General features: G+C 64.3%; 14 protein-coding genes. 10 read left to right on the top strand and 4 right to left on the bottom strand.

The window, feature by feature from the left end; translation table 11 throughout:
- Positions 1 to 306: 306 nt before the first annotated feature.
- The 5 genes from AC5RTE_RS04030 to AC5RTE_RS04010 all read left to right on the top strand — a co-directional run bounded on the left by AC5RTE_RS04030 (position 307) and on the right by AC5RTE_RS04010 (position 5522).
- Positions 307 to 1644, top strand: coding sequence for a hemolysin family protein (locus AC5RTE_RS04030; RefSeq protein WP_494040081.1), 1338 nt, complete (start codon positions 307 to 309; stop codon positions 1642 to 1644).
- Positions 1641 to 2711 (top strand): hemolysin family protein, encoded by a 1071-nt coding sequence (locus tag AC5RTE_RS04025; protein ID WP_494040080.1) that lies wholly within the window; start codon positions 1641 to 1643, stop codon positions 2709 to 2711. The genes AC5RTE_RS04030 and AC5RTE_RS04025 overlap by 4 nt, the downstream gene beginning before the upstream one ends.
- 140 nt (positions 2712 to 2851) lie before the next feature.
- On the top strand, positions 2852 to 3835 hold the full coding sequence (locus tag AC5RTE_RS04020; protein WP_494040079.1) for a metal ABC transporter solute-binding protein, Zn/Mn family: 984 nt from the start codon (positions 2852 to 2854) through the stop codon (positions 3833 to 3835).
- Positions 3832 to 4647, top strand: coding sequence for a metal ABC transporter ATP-binding protein (locus tag AC5RTE_RS04015; protein WP_494040078.1), 816 nt, complete (start codon positions 3832 to 3834; stop codon positions 4645 to 4647). Before AC5RTE_RS04020 ends, AC5RTE_RS04015 begins: the two co-directional genes overlap by 4 nt.
- Positions 4647 to 5522 carry a metal ABC transporter permease gene (locus AC5RTE_RS04010; protein WP_494040077.1) on the top strand — a complete coding sequence of 292 codons (876 nt, stop codon included), beginning with the start codon at positions 4647 to 4649 and terminating at the stop codon, positions 5520 to 5522. Before AC5RTE_RS04015 ends, AC5RTE_RS04010 begins: the two co-directional genes overlap by 1 nt.
- Positions 5523 to 5539: 17 nt before the next feature.
- On the opposite strand, the gene AC5RTE_RS04005 is transcribed toward AC5RTE_RS04010, so the two are convergent.
- Positions 5540 to 6058 carry a Fur family transcriptional regulator gene (locus tag AC5RTE_RS04005; RefSeq protein ID WP_494040156.1) on the bottom strand — a complete coding sequence of 173 codons (519 nt, stop codon included), beginning with the start codon at positions 6056 to 6058 and terminating at the stop codon, positions 5540 to 5542.
- 94 nt (positions 6059 to 6152) lie between these two features.
- Here AC5RTE_RS04005 and AC5RTE_RS04000 point away from each other — a divergent pair, with 94 nt between their 5' ends.
- On the top strand, positions 6153 to 6809 hold the full coding sequence (locus AC5RTE_RS04000; protein ID WP_494040076.1) for an MBL fold metallo-hydrolase: 657 nt from the start codon (positions 6153 to 6155) through the stop codon (positions 6807 to 6809).
- On the opposite strand, the gene AC5RTE_RS03995 is transcribed toward AC5RTE_RS04000, so the two are convergent.
- The gene (locus tag AC5RTE_RS03995) at positions 6806 to 7894 is read right to left on the bottom strand and encodes a PLP-dependent cysteine synthase family protein (protein ID WP_494040075.1); all 1089 of its coding nucleotides are present in this window, start codon (positions 7892 to 7894) and stop codon (positions 6806 to 6808) included. The two genes, AC5RTE_RS04000 and AC5RTE_RS03995, sit on opposite strands and share 4 nt — an antisense overlap.
- 73 nt (positions 7895 to 7967) lie before the next feature.
- Here AC5RTE_RS03995 and AC5RTE_RS03990 point away from each other — a divergent pair, with 73 nt between their 5' ends.
- From AC5RTE_RS03990 to AC5RTE_RS03980, 3 genes are read left to right on the top strand one after another with little or no spacing between them, the layout of a single operon-like run.
- Entirely contained in the window at positions 7968 to 8900 is a 933-nt protein-coding gene (locus AC5RTE_RS03990) for a sulfurtransferase (protein ID WP_494040074.1), read from the top strand.
- A 9-nt stretch (positions 8901 to 8909) separates the two neighbouring features.
- Positions 8910 to 10058 carry an NAD(P)-dependent alcohol dehydrogenase gene (locus tag AC5RTE_RS03985; RefSeq protein WP_494040073.1) on the top strand — a complete coding sequence of 383 codons (1149 nt, stop codon included), beginning with the start codon at positions 8910 to 8912 and terminating at the stop codon, positions 10056 to 10058.
- The gene (locus AC5RTE_RS03980) at positions 10055 to 10480 is read left to right on the top strand and encodes an HIT family protein (RefSeq protein WP_494040072.1); all 426 of its coding nucleotides are present in this window, start codon (positions 10055 to 10057) and stop codon (positions 10478 to 10480) included. Before AC5RTE_RS03985 ends, AC5RTE_RS03980 begins: the two co-directional genes overlap by 4 nt.
- A gap of 29 nt (positions 10481 to 10509) precedes the next feature.
- Here AC5RTE_RS03980 and hrpA read toward each other — a convergent pair whose 3' ends face one another.
- Positions 10510 to 14472: an ATP-dependent RNA helicase HrpA gene (gene hrpA / locus AC5RTE_RS03975; RefSeq protein ID WP_494040071.1), complete on the bottom strand. Its 3963-nt coding sequence runs from the start codon at positions 14470 to 14472 to the stop codon at positions 10510 to 10512.
- A gap of 80 nt (positions 14473 to 14552) precedes the next feature.
- A complete protein-coding gene (locus tag AC5RTE_RS03970) occupies positions 14553 to 14720 on the bottom strand; it encodes a hypothetical protein (RefSeq protein WP_494040070.1) in 168 nt (55 codons plus the stop codon).
- An 81-nt stretch (positions 14721 to 14801) separates the two neighbouring features.
- On the opposite strand from AC5RTE_RS03970, the gene AC5RTE_RS03965 reads away from it, so the two are divergent.
- Positions 14802 to 15770, top strand: a complete 969-nt coding sequence (locus AC5RTE_RS03965; RefSeq protein WP_494040069.1) for a GlxA family transcriptional regulator — start codon at positions 14802 to 14804, stop codon at positions 15768 to 15770.
- Positions 15771 to 15774: the final 4 nt, after the last annotated feature.

Here is a 15774-nt window from a genome sequence, read left to right as displayed (position 1 = left end):
AAGGCTGCTCCGGGAGTCGCCGCGGGGGTGGTTTGCTCCCTGTAGACTGAAATTCTTATGGACAGTAAATCTAGGTGCCGGCCTGGGGGCTGTCAGCGGAGCGTCAAGAGCGCCGCGCAGTCCACCCGCAGAGCCGGCAAACCCCGAACACACGCCCATCACCATTCGCCGGCACAGCCGGCAGGGGCCGTAAAGGATACTGCGTCGGCATCGACCGACCATCCTCCGCCGGACCGATCTCCCTGGCCCCCCTTTTCTCCGTCAATGCCCTGCCACGCGGCCGCGGCTGTCCGGGCGGGATGCTGAATGGAATGGCTTCTCCTGGCAGCAGGTTTGCTGCTGATCGCCGGCACGGGCTTTTTTGTCGCCGTCGAATTTTCCCTGATTGCCCTGGACCAGGCCACCGTCCAGAGGGCCATCGACGACGGTGACACCGGCGCCGTCCCCTTGCTCGCGTGCCTTAAGTCCCTTTCCACCCAGCTCTCCAGCTGCCAGCTGGGCATCACGCTGACCACCCTGTTGACCGGGTACGTGATGGAGCCATCAGTGGGCCGGCTTTTGGAAGCCCCGCTGGCCGCCGTCGGGCTTCCCGGCGTTGCAGTGGCCTCCATCTCGTTGGTCCTGGCGATGGTGATCGCCACCCTGCTGTCAATGCTCCTGGGCGAACTGGTGCCCAAGAACATGGCAATCGCCCTGTCCTTCCCTGTGGGCCGCGCCCTGGCCCGGCCGCAGCTCATGTTCACCGCCGTGTTCAAACCCGCCATCGTGGTGCTCAACGGCTTCTCCAACAAAGTGCTGAACGTCTTTGGACTGGAGGCGAAGGAGGAAATTTCCGGTGCCAGGACCCCTGCCGAACTTTCGTCGCTGGTGCGTCGGTCGGCCGAGATGGGAACCCTGGATGCCGGGACGGCCAACTTCGTGTCGCGGACACTGAACTTCTCCACCCGGACCGCGGCGGACGTGATGACGCCGCGCATCCGCGTGGAAACCATCGAGGCGGACCAGCCTGTGGCTGACATCCTCGCGGCGGCGCGCAGGACCGGGTACTCCCGGTTCCCGGTCATAGGTGAATCCGCCGATGACATCAGGGGGCTGGTCCACGTCAAGAAGGCGGTGGCTGTTCCCTGGGAGCGCCGGCAGAACCTGGAGGCCGGGGCCATCATGACCGAGGTGCTGCGGGTGCCGGAGACCATCCACCTTGATGCCCTGCTGGCTGAACTTCGCGACGGCAACCTGCAGCTCGCGGTTGTCCTGGACGAGTACGGCGGAACGGCGGGCATCGCCACTCTTGAGGACCTGGTTGAGGAGATTGTGGGCGAGGTGGCGGACGAGCATGACAAGGTCCGCCCCGGTTTGCTCCAGAGTGCATCCGGCGACTGGTACTTTCCCGGACTCCTCCGCCCGGACGAGCTGTCCGAGCAGATTGCCGGCCTGACCGTTCCTGATGAGGCAGCATACGAAACAGTGGGCGGCTACGTCATGAGCGAACTTGGCCGGATCGCCGTGGTGGGCGATACCGTCCCCGTTGGCGGCGGAACGCTCAGTGTCACCAGGATGGATGGCAGGCGGATCGACCGCATCTGTTTCCGGCCGGCGGAACCTGAACCGGAGTCCGGCAACAACGACGACGGGACTGGACGATGAGCGACTGGGCCGGAATACTGTGGCTGGTTGTCCTCCTGTTCGGCAACGCGTTTTTTGTCGCTGCCGAGTTCGCGGTGATGTCAGCCCGGCGCAGCCAGATTGAACCGCTGGCGGACGCAGGGTCCAAGCGGGCGCAGACAACCCTGCGTGCAATGGAGAACGTTTCGCTGATGCTGGCATGTGCGCAGCTCGGCATTACCGTCTGCTCCCTCCTGATCCTGCTGGTGGCAGAGCCGGCCATCCACCATCTGCTGGCCGTGCCGCTGGAGATGCTGGGCCTGCCGGTGGAAGTTGCCGATGTGGCGGCCTTCGCCGTCGCGTTGCTGGCGGTGACGTTCCTGCACGTGACCTTTGGCGAGATGGTGCCGAAGAACATCTCTGTGAGCGTCGCTGACAAGGCAGCGCTCCTGCTCGCCCCGCCGCTCATGTTCGTCGCAAGGCTCGTCCACCCTGTCATCTCGGTCCTCAACTGGTCCGCGAACCACATCCTCAAGATGGTCAGGATCGAGCCTAAGGACGAAGTTAACTCCTCCTTCACCCTGGAGGAGGTGCAGTCGATTGTTCAGGAGTCCACCCGTCACGGCCTGGTGGATGACGAGGCGGGACTGATCACCGGTGCGCTTGAGTTTTCCGAGTACAGTGCGGCGGACATCATGGTTCCGCTGAAAAAGCTGGTCATGCTGAAGGCGGCAACAACTCCGGTGGAGTTCGAGAAGGCCGTGAGCCGCACCGGATTCTCGCGTTTTCCAATGCTCGATGATGACGACATGCTGTATGGCTACCTCCACGTAAAGGACGTCCTGTCCATTCCCGAGGCGGCTTACGGCCGTCCCATTGCCGAAAGCCGGATCAGGTCCCTGGCCAACCTGGCCCTTGATGACGAAATCGAAAAGGCGATGTCCGTCATGCAGCGCACCGGTTCCCACCTGGCGCGCGTTATTGGTCCAGACGGCAATACCAAGGGTGTCCTGTTCCTGGAGGACGTGATTGAGCAGCTGGTGGGTGAAATCCGCGATGCCACCCAGGCCACCGGCGTCCGAAGACTGGGGCAGCCGAACGCAGGGTGAAGCTCCCGGAGCTCCGCGGCGCGGGGCTCCGGGGTCCTCTCGGACAGGCGCGCCTATGTACCTAAATAGGAATCATTCCCATTTAGATATAAGCTGAAGTGGTTCTTTTTCCTTCCCGTCCCGTTTGAACCGAGGTTTCCGTGCGCCGTCTCTCCGTTGCCCGATCATCCCTGACCGCCCTTGCCGGGCTTGGCCTGCTGCTCACCGGGTGCAGCCCCCAGCCGGAGGGTTCACCCGAAGCGGCCGACGGGATCAACGTGGTGGCCTCCACCAACGTCTACGGCGATATCGCGGAAACGATCGGCGGGGACAAGGTCAGCGTTACCGCGATAATCACCAAGACCAGCCAGGACCCCCATTCCTACGAAGCCACCGCCCAGGACCGGCTGGCTGTGTCCAAGGCAGATCTCCTCATTGAAAATGGCGGCGGGTACGACGACTTTCTGCATACCCTGGCGCAGGACAGCAGCATCGACGCCGGCAACGTGCTGAACGCCGTCGAACTCTCCGGGCTGGCACACCCCGGGGAGGAAGCCTCCGGCGGGGCAACACCTGCGGAGCCAGAGGGCGAGGACCACGCACACGACCACGGCGAGCTGAACGAGCACGTCTGGTACAGCCTTGATGCCATGGGGCGGCTGGCTGATGATCTGGCAGCAAAGCTCGGCGAGCTGGAACCCGGTTCAGCTGCTGCCTTCGATGAAAACGCTGCTGCCTTCAAGGCCCGGCTGGAAGAACTGACCGGGAAACTGGAAGGGCTGAAGGCCGGGGCCGCCGGCGCCTCCGTTGCTGTGACCGAGCCCGTGCCCGTGTACCTGCTGGAGGAAGCGGGCCTGGAGAACGCTACGCCTGAGGACTACACTGCCGCGATCGAGGAAGGCTCTGACGTTCCGCCGGCCGTCCTCAAGGCCGCCACCGATCTGGTGTCCTCCAAGTCGGTGCGGTTCCTTGCGTACAACGGGCAGACTGAGGGTCCCCAGACCGAGGCGCTGAAGAACGCTGCGGAATCGGCAGGCGTTCCTGTGATCGATTTCAGTGAAACCCTGCCCGAGGGCAAGACCTACGTGCAGTGGATGACGGACAATGTGAACAACGTCAGCAAAGTTCTGGAGACAAATAGTTGAAACCCGTGGTCAGCCTCACCGGGGCGTCCCTCACTTTCGGTAAGCGGACGCTCTGGGAGGACCTGGACCTGGAGATCAGGCCCGGCGAATTTTTTGCCGTGCTCGGCCCCAACGGCAGCGGTAAAACCAGCTTCCTCAAGGTCCTGCTGGGTCTTCAGGACCTGCACAGCGGAAAGGCCATGCTTGGCGGGAAGCCGGTTGAACGCGGCAGCAGCCTGATCGGTTACATCCCGCAGCAAAAATCGTTCGCCCGCGATACGCCCATGCGTGCCCGCGACCTGGTGGGCCTTGGAGTGGACGGCCACCGCTGGGGACTGCGTATGTCGTCCCGCCAAGCGAACCGCAGGATTGACGAACTCCTCGAACTGGTGGGGGCAACGGACTATGCCAAAGTTCCGGTGGGCCAGCTCTCCGGCGGTGAACAGCAGCGGCTTCGGGTGGCGCAGGCCCTTGCCACTGACCCGAAGGTCCTGCTGTGCGATGAGCCGCTGTTGTCTCTTGACCTGCACCACCAGCAGGCAGTCAGCGCCCTGATCAACAAGCAATGCCACGAGCAGAACAGCGCAGTGGTGTTTGTTACGCACGAGATCAACCCCGTGATCGACTACGTGGACCGCGTGCTCTACCTGGCCGGCGGGCGGTTCAAGGTGGGTACTCCGCAGGAAGTCATGACCACGGAGGTCCTCTCGGATCTTTACGGCAGCCACGTGGAGGTCATCCACGCCAACGGCCGCATCGTGGTGGTCGGGTTGCCCGATGCCACCACCCATCACCATGCCGAGGCCCACGCCCTCGCCGGAGAGGTGGCCTGATGGACGCGGACAGCATCGTCGGGGCGATCTTCAGCTTCGAGAACTACGGTGAGTTGCTGGTCCTTGTCCAGAACTCGATCTGGGCAGGAGCGGTCCTGGGGCTGCTCGGCGGACTGGTGGGGACGTTCGTGATGAAACGTGACCTGGCGTTTGCCGTGCACGGAATATCGGAACTGTCGTTTGCCGGCGCCGCTTTTGCACTGCTCATCGGTGCGGACATCGTTTTCGGCTCGCTGATCGGCTCGGTAGCGGCTGCCCTGCTTCTGGGGCTCATGGGCGTGCGGGCCAGGGACAAGAACTCGATCATCGGGGTGATTATGCCCTTCGGTTTGGGCCTCGGGATCCTGTTCCTGTCCCTGTACGAAGGCCGTGCCGCGAACAAGTTCGGTTTGCTGACCGGGCAGATCGTCTCAGTCGACACCGTCCAGCTTCAGGCGCTCGCCGGAACAGCGGTGGTGGTGATGGTGGTTCTGGCGGCTATTTGGCGGCCGTTGAATTTTGCCAGCGTGGATCCGGAGCTGGCCGAGGCCCGCGGTGTTCCCGTCCGAACGCTTGCCATCGTTTTTATGGTCCTGCTGGGAATCAGTGTGGCTCTTTCCATCCAGGTCGTGGGTGCCCTCCTGGTGCTTGCTCTGCTGATCACGCCGGCTGCGGCGGCCCTTCGGGTGACGTCCTCCCCGGTGGCAGTGGTGGTGCTGAGCGTTGCTTTCGCCGTCACGGCGACCGTCGGTGGGATCCTGCTGGCTCTCGGCGGCCGCATCCCCATCAGCCCCTACGTCACAACGCTGTCGTTCCTGATCTATGTGGTGTGCCGCGTCGTCGGATCTGTCCGATCTTCCCGGGGCATCAACGGACGGGTGCTGCAGGCACGCTGACCCTGCGCTTCGGGGGCCTAGAGGGTGCCGGCTGCCTTGCGCGAGGTGCAGTCCGGGCAAAGCCCGAAAATCTCCACGGTGTGCGCCACTTCCGTGAAGCCGTGTTCGTTGGCCGTGCGGGCCGCCCACGTTTCAACGGCGGGCGCTTCCACCTCCACTGCCTTGCCGCAGTTGCGGCACAGCAGGTGGTGGTGGTGGCCGGTGACGGCACAACGGCGGTAGACCGCTTCGCCGTCGCCGTTGCGCAGCACGTCCACCAGCCCCTCGTCCGCCAGGGACTGGAGGATGCGGTAGGCGGTGGCCAGGGACACCGATACGCCCTGGTTCTGCAGGATGCGGTAGAGCTCCTGGGTGCTCACAAAATCGGCCAGCTCATCCAGCGCGGCGCTGACTGCCAGCCTTTGCTTGGTGACGCGCTGTTCCTTGACGGCAGTGGGACCGGCGACGCCGGCAGGCTTGGTAGCGGTCCCTGCGTTGGCTTTCGTGGCTGCGGCCGAAGCGGGATTGGTGGATTCAGCCTTGGCACCGGACGGCATGAACAGACTCGCTTCCCTCAGGATGGTGGCAGAGATCAAGATTACCAGCCGCAGCTTCGTGGACAGGGTTCAGGCCTGACCCTAGGCTGGCGCTATGAAGCTGACCAAGTACACCCATGCCTGCATCCGCCTTGAGAAGCAAAACCGGGTCCTGGTGCTGGATCCGGGGACTTTTTCGGAAACGGCTGAGGCCCTGGCGGGCGCCCAAGCGGTCCTGGTCACGCACGAACACACCGACCACATCGACGTTCCTGCAGTGGTTGCTGCTCTCAAGGGCAACAGCGCGCTGGCAGTTTTCGCCCCGGCAGGCGTAGCGGACAACCTGCGCAAGGAAGCCTCCGCAGCAGCACCCAGGATCCACAGCGTCGAGCCCGGATCATCCTTCCAGGCAGCAGGCTTCGAAGTGCGCAGCTTCGGCGGCCAGCACGCCTTGATCCATCCACAGATCCCGATGGTTGCCAACATCGGCTACCTCCTGGACGGGAGCGTTTACCATCCCGGTGACTCTTTCATCGTTCCCGACGGCATCAGCGTCCAGACGCTGCTCGTGCCCATCCACGCGCCGTGGAGCAAGTCTGCCGAGGTGGTGGACTTTGTGATCGGCGTGCGGGCACCGCGGGCATTCCAGATCCACGACGGTCTGCTCAATGAGAACGGCCTGAAAATCGTGGAAGGTCACGTCAAACGTCTTGGAGCCAAATACGGCACCGAGTATCAGCACCTGGCCCCGGGAGAGTCCGTGGAGGTTTAGGCCCCGCCGCCGTCCCAGCTCCCGGTATCAAAGAACCGCCGGATCACCGCTTCATACGGCTCGGGGTCCAGGCCGTGGGACGCCAGCCACTCCGGAGAGTAGTAGTTGCCCGCGTAACGCTCGCCGCCGTCGCACATCAGCGAGACGACGCTGCCCCTGCGGCCTTCGGCAAGCATTCCCGCAACAATCTGCCAGACGCCCCACAGGCTTGTTCCGGTGGAGGGACCGGCATGGAGCCCGGCAAGGGTGTGCAGGTGCCGCATGGCGGCCACGGATGCAGCGTCCGGGACTTGGATCATGTGGTCGATCACGGACGGCACAAAGCTAGGCTCCATCCGGGGCCGGCCGATGCCCTCGATCCGGGACGGCAATCCGGAAGCGGGGTGGGAGCTGCCAAGCCAGCCCGGGTAGAAGGCCGAGTTCTCCGGGTCCACCACCAGCAACCGGGTGGGGTGGCTGTGATAGCGGAGGTACCGGCCGATTGTGGCGCTGGTGCCACCGGTCCCTGCGCCAACCACGATCCAGTCCGGCACGGGATGTTCCTCCAGCCCGAGCTGGCCGAAAATGGATTCCGCGATGTTGTTGTTACCCCGCCAGTCCGTGGCGCGCTCGGCGTAGGTGAACTGGTCCATGTAGTGCCCGCCGCTGGTGGCGGCGACTTCTTCCGCGGTTGCGTAAACCTCGGAGGCGTGGTCCACCAGGAGGCAGGAGCCGCCAAACTGCTCAATCAGCGCAATTTTCTCGGAGCTGGTGGTGCGCGCCATGACGGCGATGAACGGCAGTCCCAGGAGCTGGGCGAAATAGGCTTCGGATACCGCTGTGCTGCCGCTTGAGGCCTCAACGATGGTGGTGTCCTCCCTGATCCAGCCGTTGACGAGGCCGAACAGGAACAGGGACCGCGCCAACCGGTGCTTGAGGCTCCCGGTGCGGTGCGTGGACTCATCCTTGAGATAAAGCTGGACGCCCCAGTGCTCGGGCAGGGGTACCGAGTAAAGGTGGGTATCGGCGGAGCGGTTGTTTTCCGCCGTGATTTTGCGGATGGCTTCGTCGGCCCAGTCCCTGCCCGCGGTGCGCTCGATCTTCACCGCACCAGCCTACCTGCGGCCATCCAAGCTGCCGTTAGAGTGGGAGCGTAGGCTGCCCACGCTAAGGAGCACGATGAATCCGTTGATGGATGTTTCCGAACTGGAGAAGCGCGGCGCCGGCGGCCTGCGCACAGTGCTGCTGGATGTGCGCTGGGCGCTGGGCGACCCGCACGGCCACGACCACTACCTGAAGGGGCATCTGCCGGGCGCCGTATTCGTTGACCTGGCGAGCGAACTTGCGGACCCTGCAGTTCCGGAGCGGGGCAGGCACCCGTTGCCATCAGTGCCCCGGTTCCAGCATGCGGCGAGGCGCTGGGGCATCAACAAGGGCGATGTTGTGGTGGCCTATGACGACAGCGCAAATATGGCCGCAGCACGCGTGTGGTGGATGTTGAGAAACGCAGGCCTGGCTGACGTTTACCTGCTCGACGGCGGCCTGGCGGCTTGGCGGGCTGCAGGGCTGCCGCTCGAGCAGGGCGAGGTAACGCCTCCTTCCGGCGACGTCATCCTGGAGGACGGGCAGATGCCGGTCCAGGACGCTGCCGGCGTGACCGCCTGGATGGAAAGTACCCCGATGGCGGGCAGTGCCGGCCATGACGGTCGCCTGCCTGACAGGATCCTGCTCGATGCTCGCGCGGGGGAGAGGTACCGCGGCGAGATCGAGCCTGTTGATCCCCGTGCCGGGCACATTCCCGGCGCTGTCAGTGCGCCTACCTCCGATAACGTGGACAGCGCCGGACGGTTTCTGGCTCCCGCGGAGCTGCGCCGGCGTTTCGAGTCGCTGGGCATCAGCAACGACTCCCACGTGGGCGTCTACTGCGGGTCCGGTGTCACAGCAGCCCACCAGGTTGCCGCCCTGGAGCTTGCCGGCTTCCGCGCCGCTCTCTACCCCGGGTCCTTTTCCGAGTGGTCAAGCAATCCCCATCTGCCGGTGGTGGCGGGGCCGGAACCCAGCGGCGGCGACGGCGGCCCTGCTGAGTGGAAACTTGGCGGCGCTCAAGGGTAGCGTCGCACTATGACTCCTGGACGTCCCGTGCCGCCGCCCCTCGCGAAACCTGCTGCCCCCGGACCTGTTGCTTCCGACGGCGGTGTGCTGGCTGCCGCTTACGGCGCCACGTCCGCGGACAGCGGGTTGGTTCCGCTGACCCTTGCCCGGCGCGCTCCCCAGGCGGACGACGTCGAAATTGCGATTAAGTTTTGCGGGCTGTGCCACTCCGATGTCCACGCGGTGCGCGGTGAGTGGGGCGGCCAGGTCTGGCCGCTGGTGCCGGGACACGAAATTGTGGGTACGGTCAGTGCCGTCGGCTCGGCCGTTACCGACTTTGCGCCCGGGGACCGCGTGGGCGTTGGCTGCATCGTGGACTCCTGCCGGGAATGCGAAAGCTGCCTGGACGGCCTCGAACAATACTGCGAAAACGGCATGACCGGCACGTACGGTGCCGTGGACCGAAGGAACGGCGACTCAATCACACAGGGTGGCTATTCCTCCTCCGTGGTGGTGGACCGCCGCTACGTCCTTCGCGTCCCGGACTCCCTGGACCCCACAGCCGTCGCGCCTCTGCTGTGCGCGGGAGTCACAACGTTCTCGCCGCTGCGGCATTTCGACGTCGAAGAGGGAGACGTTGTGGGTGTGGTGGGGCTTGGCGGGCTGGGCCATATGGCTGTCAAGCTTGCCAAGGCAATGGGGGCAAAGGTGGTGGTGTTTACCACCTCGGAGTCGAAGGTGCCGGCCGCACTGGAACTGGGGGCCGACGAAGTGGTGCTGTCCACGGACGAAACTGCGATGGACGCGGCAAACCGCACCATTGATCTGATCATTGACACCGTCGCTGCTCCGCACGACCTGAATCCGCTGTTCCGGACCCTGCGCGTTGATGGTGCACTTTTCCAGCTTGGCCTTCCGTCCGAGGCGATGCCGCCTGTGAACCCGCGGGCACTGATCAGGCGGCGGATCGCCTACACCGGGTCGTTGATCGGGGGCATAGCCGAGACTCAAGAGATGCTGGACTTCTGCGCGGAGCACGGCGTGGTGGCCGACATCGAAGTCGTTCGCGCGGACCAGCTGAACGAGGCCTACGACCGCATGGTGGCAGGCGAAGTGAAATACCGGTTTGTGCTGGACACCAGCACTTTGCAGGGACCCGCCAAGGAGGCAGACGCATGAGCACGCTTTTCACCCGCATCCTGAACGGCGAGATTCCAGGCCGCTTCGTGTGGCGGGAAAACGACGTATCCGCGTTCCTCACCACCGGTCCGCTGGCGGACGGTCACACCCTGGTGGTTCCCACGGAGGAAGTGGACCGCTGGACGGATGCATCACCGGAAACACTGGCGAGAGTCATGGAAGTCGCCCGGCGGATCGGAGCCGTCCAGGTGGACATCTTTGACGCGCCCCGCGCAGGGCTCATCGTAGCCGGCTATGAGATCAACCATCTCCATGTGCACGTATGGCCGTCGAGGAGCATGGCCGACTTCAACTTCGCCTCCGCGGACCAGAATCCGGATCCGGAGGTCCTGGACGCCAACGCCGAGAAACTTCGGCAGGGACTCCGGGCAGCAGGATACGGCGATTTCGTTCCAGCCTGACGGCCTGCCCGGCCAGGGTGCTGGCCCGGCTAGGCCGGGGCCAGTGCCTTGTTGAGCACCGCGCGGATCCGTTTCTCGGACACAGAGTAGGCAGTTCCCAGTTCGACGGCGAAAAGGCTCACCCGGAGCTCTTCGATCATCCAGCGGACCTGCGCCAGTTCGCCGCCGGCCCGCCGGCCGGGAAGCAGCGCCGACACGGCGTCGTCGTAGTCATCCTCGAGCCGTTGCACCACCGCCATGCCGAGCCCGTCCCGCTGGACGTTGCCCGGGAGGCGCTCCAGCCGCTTTTCAATGGCGGCAAGATACCGGGGAAGCTGGCTTAGCTGCGCATACCCGGTGCGGGCCACAAAGCCCGGATACACCAGCTGTTCGAGCTGGCTTTTGATGTCATTGAGCGCGCTGATAAGGGCCAGGCTGGTGGTGCCCTTCAATTGCTTTTCAATCCGCCGGGTACTGGCGAGGATGCGCTCCACCACCGCCGTCACGCTGAACACGGTGTCAATCAGTTCAGCCCGAACCAGCTCGTAAAGCCCGTCAAAGGACGGCCGGTCCCACGGGAGCTCTGCGGGAGTGAGCTTGTCGATGGCCGCCAGTGCACAGTCTGCAATGAGGGCGGCAACCGAGCCGTGCGGGTTCTGGCTGAATGTCAGCTTCTCCGTGTTGCTCAGGTGCTCCAGCACATAGCGGTCAGGAGCAGGAACGCGCAGGGCCAGCAGCCGGATCACGCCACCGCGCATCGCGTCCTGCTGTTCGTCTGCAGTCTGGAAAACCCGGAGGGCCACCGACGTGCCCTGGTCCTGCAACGCCGGATAACCCGTGACGGTGTGGCCATTGACCACGCTGCTGACCTGGCGCTGGAGTGTTCCGAAGCTCCACTCGGTGAGCCCATCCTGCTCCCTGAACCCGGCGGGGACGGACCCGCCCGGCACTTGGGCGGGCTGCTGCGCGGGGCGACGCCCGCCGTCGGCCTTGCCCGGGGCGCGCCCTGCCTTGCTGCGTGGGGCGGCGGAGGCGGGCGTGGCACCCAATGACTCCGCGATGGCGCGCCGCGTGGCAGGGGCAAGCCTTTCCTGGAGGACCGCCAGGTCCTTGCCCTCTTCCAGCACTTTGCCCTTGCTGTCCACTACCTTGAACGTCACACGCAGGTGCGGGGGAACGGCGTCCCAGTTCCACGAACCGGGCGGGATAACGTGCCCGCGGACGCGGCGAAGCGCAAGTTCAAGGGACGGTTCAAGCTCGTCGGCGGCTGGATCGAAGTCGGACTCGAGAACTGACACTGCCTGCCGGGCCACGTCCGGGGCAGGCACAAAGTTCTTGCGGATCTGCTTGGGAAGGGACTTGATCAGGGCTGTCACGAGTTCCACCCGCTGGCCGGGGATGAGCCAGCGGAAGGCCTTGTCGTCCAGCTGATTAAGGAACAGGACGGGCACTTCGGCGGTGACGCCGTCGCTCGGATTGGGCGGCGAACCGGGAGCCACAGGATGGAACTCGTACGTCAGCGGCAGTTCGAAGCCCTTGTGCAGCCAGGTCTTCGGGTAGGCGGAGACATCGAGGTTGTCGGCGTCGTCGCTAAGGAGGAGGGATTTGTCGTAGTCCAGGAGGTCAGGGTTCTCCTGCCGGGCGTCCTTCCACCACTTATCGAAATGGCGTTCGGACACCACATCCGGCCCGATCCGCGCATCATAAAACTCAAACAGGGTTTCGTCGTCCACCAGGAGGTCCCGGCGCCGCATCCGCGCTTCGAGTTCCTCAACCTCCTGCAGGAGGGCCCGGTTCCGGTGGAAGAACTTGTGGTGCGTTTTCCAGTCACCCTCCACCAGGGCATGCCTGATGAAAAGCTCCCTGGCCACGACGGAATCCACCCTGCCGTAGTTGATCCTGCGCTGGGCGATGATGGGTACGCCATAGAGAGTGACCTTTTCGTAGGCCATCACTGCGCCCTGGCGGGTGGACCAGTGGGGTTCGCTGTAACTGCGTTTTACCAGGTCAGGCGCAACCTGTTCTGCCCAAAGGGGATCGAAGCGGGCGGCAACCCGGGCCCATAGCCGGCTTGTTTCCACCAACTCCGCCGCCATGACGAATGTTGGCGACTTTTTGAACAGAGCGGAGCCGGGGAATATCGCGAAGCGGCTGCCCCTGGCGCCGGCGTACTCACGCTTCCGTTCGTCCAGAATGCCGATATGGCTCAGGAGCCCGGACAGGAGGCTGATGTGGATGCCGTCGTGGTTGCCAACCGGATCTGCAAGGCGCTTGTTGTCCAGGCTGATGCCGAGGGGGCGGGCCAGCTGCCGCAGCTGGGCAAACAGGTCCTGCCACTCCCGGACGCGGAGGTAGTTGATGAATTCGGTCCGGCACAGGCGCCGGAAGGCCGACGACGACAACTCCTGCTGCTTCTCCTGGATGTAGTTCCAGAGGTTCAGGAAGCCGGTGAAGTCCGAGTTCTCATCCTTGAAGCGGTTGTGCTTTTCCGCTGCAAGCTCCTGCTTGTCCGTCGGACGCTCGCGGGGGTCCTGGATGGTGAGGGCTGCTGCCAGGATCATGACCTCCCGGACGCACCCCCGTTTTCCTGCTTCCACGATCATCCGGCCAAGCCGGGGGTCCACGGGCAGCTGGGCGAGTTTCTGCCCGACGGCGGTGAGGCCGCCGCCGCTCTTAGCCCCCTCCGTGCCGTTTTGGGGCCGCGCGGCAGCCAGGGCGCCGAGTTCGCGCAACAGCGTGACGCCGTCGTTGATTGCCCGGGTTTCCGGAGGCTCCACGAAGGGGAAGTTCTCGACGTCCTTCGGCCCGCGCGCTACCCCCATTGCTGTCATCTGAAGGATGACGGCGGCGAGGTTGGTGCGCAGAATTTCAGGATCGGTGAAGCGGGGCCGGGATTCGAAGTCGTCCTCGGAGTAGAGGCGGATGGCAATGCCGTCGGACACACGGCCGCACCGCCCGGAACGCTGGTTGGCCGATGCCTGTGAGACGCGTTCAATGGGGAGCCGCTGGACCTTGGTGCGGTGGGAGTACCGGGAGATGCGGGCCGTGCCGGTGTCGATTACGTACTTGATGCCCGGCACGGTCAGCGATGTCTCGGCAACGTTGGTGGCAAGGACGATCCGCCGTTTGCTGCCGGGGTGGAACACCTTGTGCTGTTCCTGCAGGCTCAGGCGCGCGAACAGGGGGAGGACTTCGGTTCCGGCCAGCCGCCGGTTGGACTGGATGCGGGCCTGAAGCGCTTCGGCCGCATCCCGGATCTCGCGCTCGCCGGAAAAGAACACCAGGATGTCGCCGGGCGCTTCCGCCGCGAGTTCATCCACGGCGTCACAGACGGCATCGAGTGGATCCCGGTCTTCCTCAAGTTCGTCGTCGGAAGCGTTCTCTTCATCTGTTCCGGCGGGCGGCTGTGAGAGCGGGCGGTACCGGATTTCCACCGGGTATGTGCGCCCCGAGACCTCGATGATAGGCGCAGGGTCTTCCGGCGTGCCGAAGTGGTTGGCAAAGCGCTCGGGATCGATGGTGGCGGAGGTGATGATCACCTTCAGGTCGGGCCGTTGCGGCAGGATCCGTTTGAGGTAGCCGAGAATGAAGTCGATATTGAGGCTGCGCTCGTGGGCTTCGTCGATGATGATTACGTTGTATTTGCGCAGGAGTTTGTCGCGCTGAATTTCCGCGAGCAGTATCCCGTCGGTCATCAGTTTGACCTTCGTGTTCCGGCTGACCTCGCCGGTGAACCGGACCTGGAAGCCGACTTCCTGGCCAATGTCCACGCCCAGTTCCTCCGCGATGCGCTCAGCGACTGTGCGGGCTGCAAGCCTGCGCGGCTGGGTGTGCCCAATCAGGCCGGTGTCTCCCAAACCGAGTTCGAGGCACATCTTGGGGATCTGGGTGGTCTTACCCGAGCCGGTCTCGCCGGCAATGATGGTGACCTGGTTCGCTGCGATGGCGGCCATCAGGTCTTCGCGGCGCTCGGAAACCGGGAGCTCGGCAGGATAGGAGATGTGAAGTGTCATGGCTGCTGCCAGTCTACTGCGGGAGCCCGGGCTTCCCGTTTCGACTGGTTGCAGCTATCCCGGTTGACGCGGCCGAAAGGTCAGAAGATGCGGAGCGTGTAGTTGGTGCTGGGAAGGTCCAGCGCGGACCAGGTTTCATGCGATTCGACAGGAGGCGTATGACCGCGGCCGTCTTGCAGAAGTGCCGACACGGTGGCGGCGAATACGAGGAGCAGCAGGACGATAAGGATGGTTGTGAGGATTTCCATGGCTTCATGCTTCTCCTGTCCGGTACTGGGAAAAAGTGGCAGAAATGCCCAAAAAGCCAAAATTCCTGCCACAATGGAAGCATGCTGAAATCAGTAGCCGTCATCGTTGTTCCCAACTTCGCTATGTTCGAATTTGGGACTGCCTTCGAGGTGTTCGGCCTCGACAGGACCGGGCGGGGGAGCGGCGTCCCGGCCTTCGATTTCCGGGTCTGCACCCCCTCACCGGGCAACGTCCCGCTCAGGTCCGGTTTGTCCATGAACGTGGATTTGGGGCTGGAAGCTGCCGCTGACGCCGACCTCGTGATCATGGCTCCTTACGGCAGGGATGAGGAGTTGCCGGATTCCGTCCTGGAAGCCCTTCGGGCTGCAGATGCACGGGGAGCGTGGGTGATGTCCATCTGCTCCGGTGCCTTCGCCCTGGCCCAGGCAGGCCTCCTTGATGGCCGCCGCTGCACCACGCACTGGCACTACTCGGGCCAGCTGGCTGCCGAATATCCGAACGCGCACGTGGACGAAAACGTCTTGTACGTGCAGGACGGCAATATCATTTCCTCGGCCGGTACAGCAGCCGGTATCGATGCCTGCCTGCACCTGGTGCGTGTGGAATTGGGCGCGCACGTCGCCGCCGCCATAGCCCGGGACATGGTGGTTCCCCCGCACAGGGATGGTGGCCAGGCACAGTTCATTGACCGCCCCATGCCTACCTGCGGCTCGGCACCGATAGAGGAACTCCTTCGCTGGATGGTGCAGCACCTGGACCGTGAGCATACGGTGAACGAGCTGGCGGCGCGGGTGCACATGTCGCCAAGGACATTCGCCCGGAAGTTCCGGTCGGAGACCGGTGCGACGCCCGCAGCCTGGCTCAATTCCCAACGGGTGCTTCGGGCGCAGGAACTCCTTGAGGCCACTGACATGAACATCGAGGAGATTGCGCGGGAGTCCGGATTCGGCCACCCGGTCCTGCTGCGGCACCACTTCGGGAAAGTCCTGGATACCAGCCCCCAGTCTTACCGCAGGGCGTTCCGGGGCCAGCTTGCCGAGGTGGGGTAGCAGC

Source organism: Arthrobacter sp. K41 (genome assembly GCF_059089645.1).
The sequence above is the reverse complement of the archived record's forward strand: the minus strand, read 5'-3'. Positions and strand labels throughout refer to the sequence as shown.

Excerpts from the sequence above, each read along its gene's own strand:
- AC5RTE_RS04030 (WP_494040081.1), top strand. The coding sequence starts at position 307 with ATGGAATGGCTTCTCCTGGCAGCAGGTTTGCTGCTGATCGCCGGCACG.
- AC5RTE_RS04025 (WP_494040080.1), top strand. The coding sequence starts at position 1,641 with ATGAGCGACTGGGCCGGAATACTGTGGCTGGTTGTCCTCCTGTTCGGC.
- AC5RTE_RS04010 (WP_494040077.1), top strand. The coding sequence starts at position 4,647 with ATGGACGCGGACAGCATCGTCGGGGCGATCTTCAGCTTCGAGAACTAC.
- AC5RTE_RS04005 (WP_494040156.1), bottom strand. The coding sequence starts at position 6,058 with ATGCCGTCCGGTGCCAAGGCTGAATCCACCAATCCCGCTTCGGCCGCA.
- AC5RTE_RS04000 (WP_494040076.1), top strand. The coding sequence starts at position 6,153 with ATGAAGCTGACCAAGTACACCCATGCCTGCATCCGCCTTGAGAAGCAA.
- AC5RTE_RS03990 (WP_494040074.1), top strand. The coding sequence starts at position 7,968 with ATGAATCCGTTGATGGATGTTTCCGAACTGGAGAAGCGCGGCGCCGGC.
- AC5RTE_RS03985 (WP_494040073.1), top strand. The coding sequence starts at position 8,910 with ATGACTCCTGGACGTCCCGTGCCGCCGCCCCTCGCGAAACCTGCTGCC.
- AC5RTE_RS03980 (WP_494040072.1), top strand. The coding sequence starts at position 10,055 with ATGAGCACGCTTTTCACCCGCATCCTGAACGGCGAGATTCCAGGCCGC.
- hrpA (WP_494040071.1), bottom strand. The coding sequence starts at position 14,472 with ATGACACTTCACATCTCCTATCCTGCCGAGCTCCCGGTTTCCGAGCGC.
- AC5RTE_RS03970 (WP_494040070.1), bottom strand. The coding sequence starts at position 14,720 with ATGGAAATCCTCACAACCATCCTTATCGTCCTGCTGCTCCTCGTATTC.
- AC5RTE_RS03965 (WP_494040069.1), top strand. The coding sequence starts at position 14,802 with ATGCTGAAATCAGTAGCCGTCATCGTTGTTCCCAACTTCGCTATGTTC.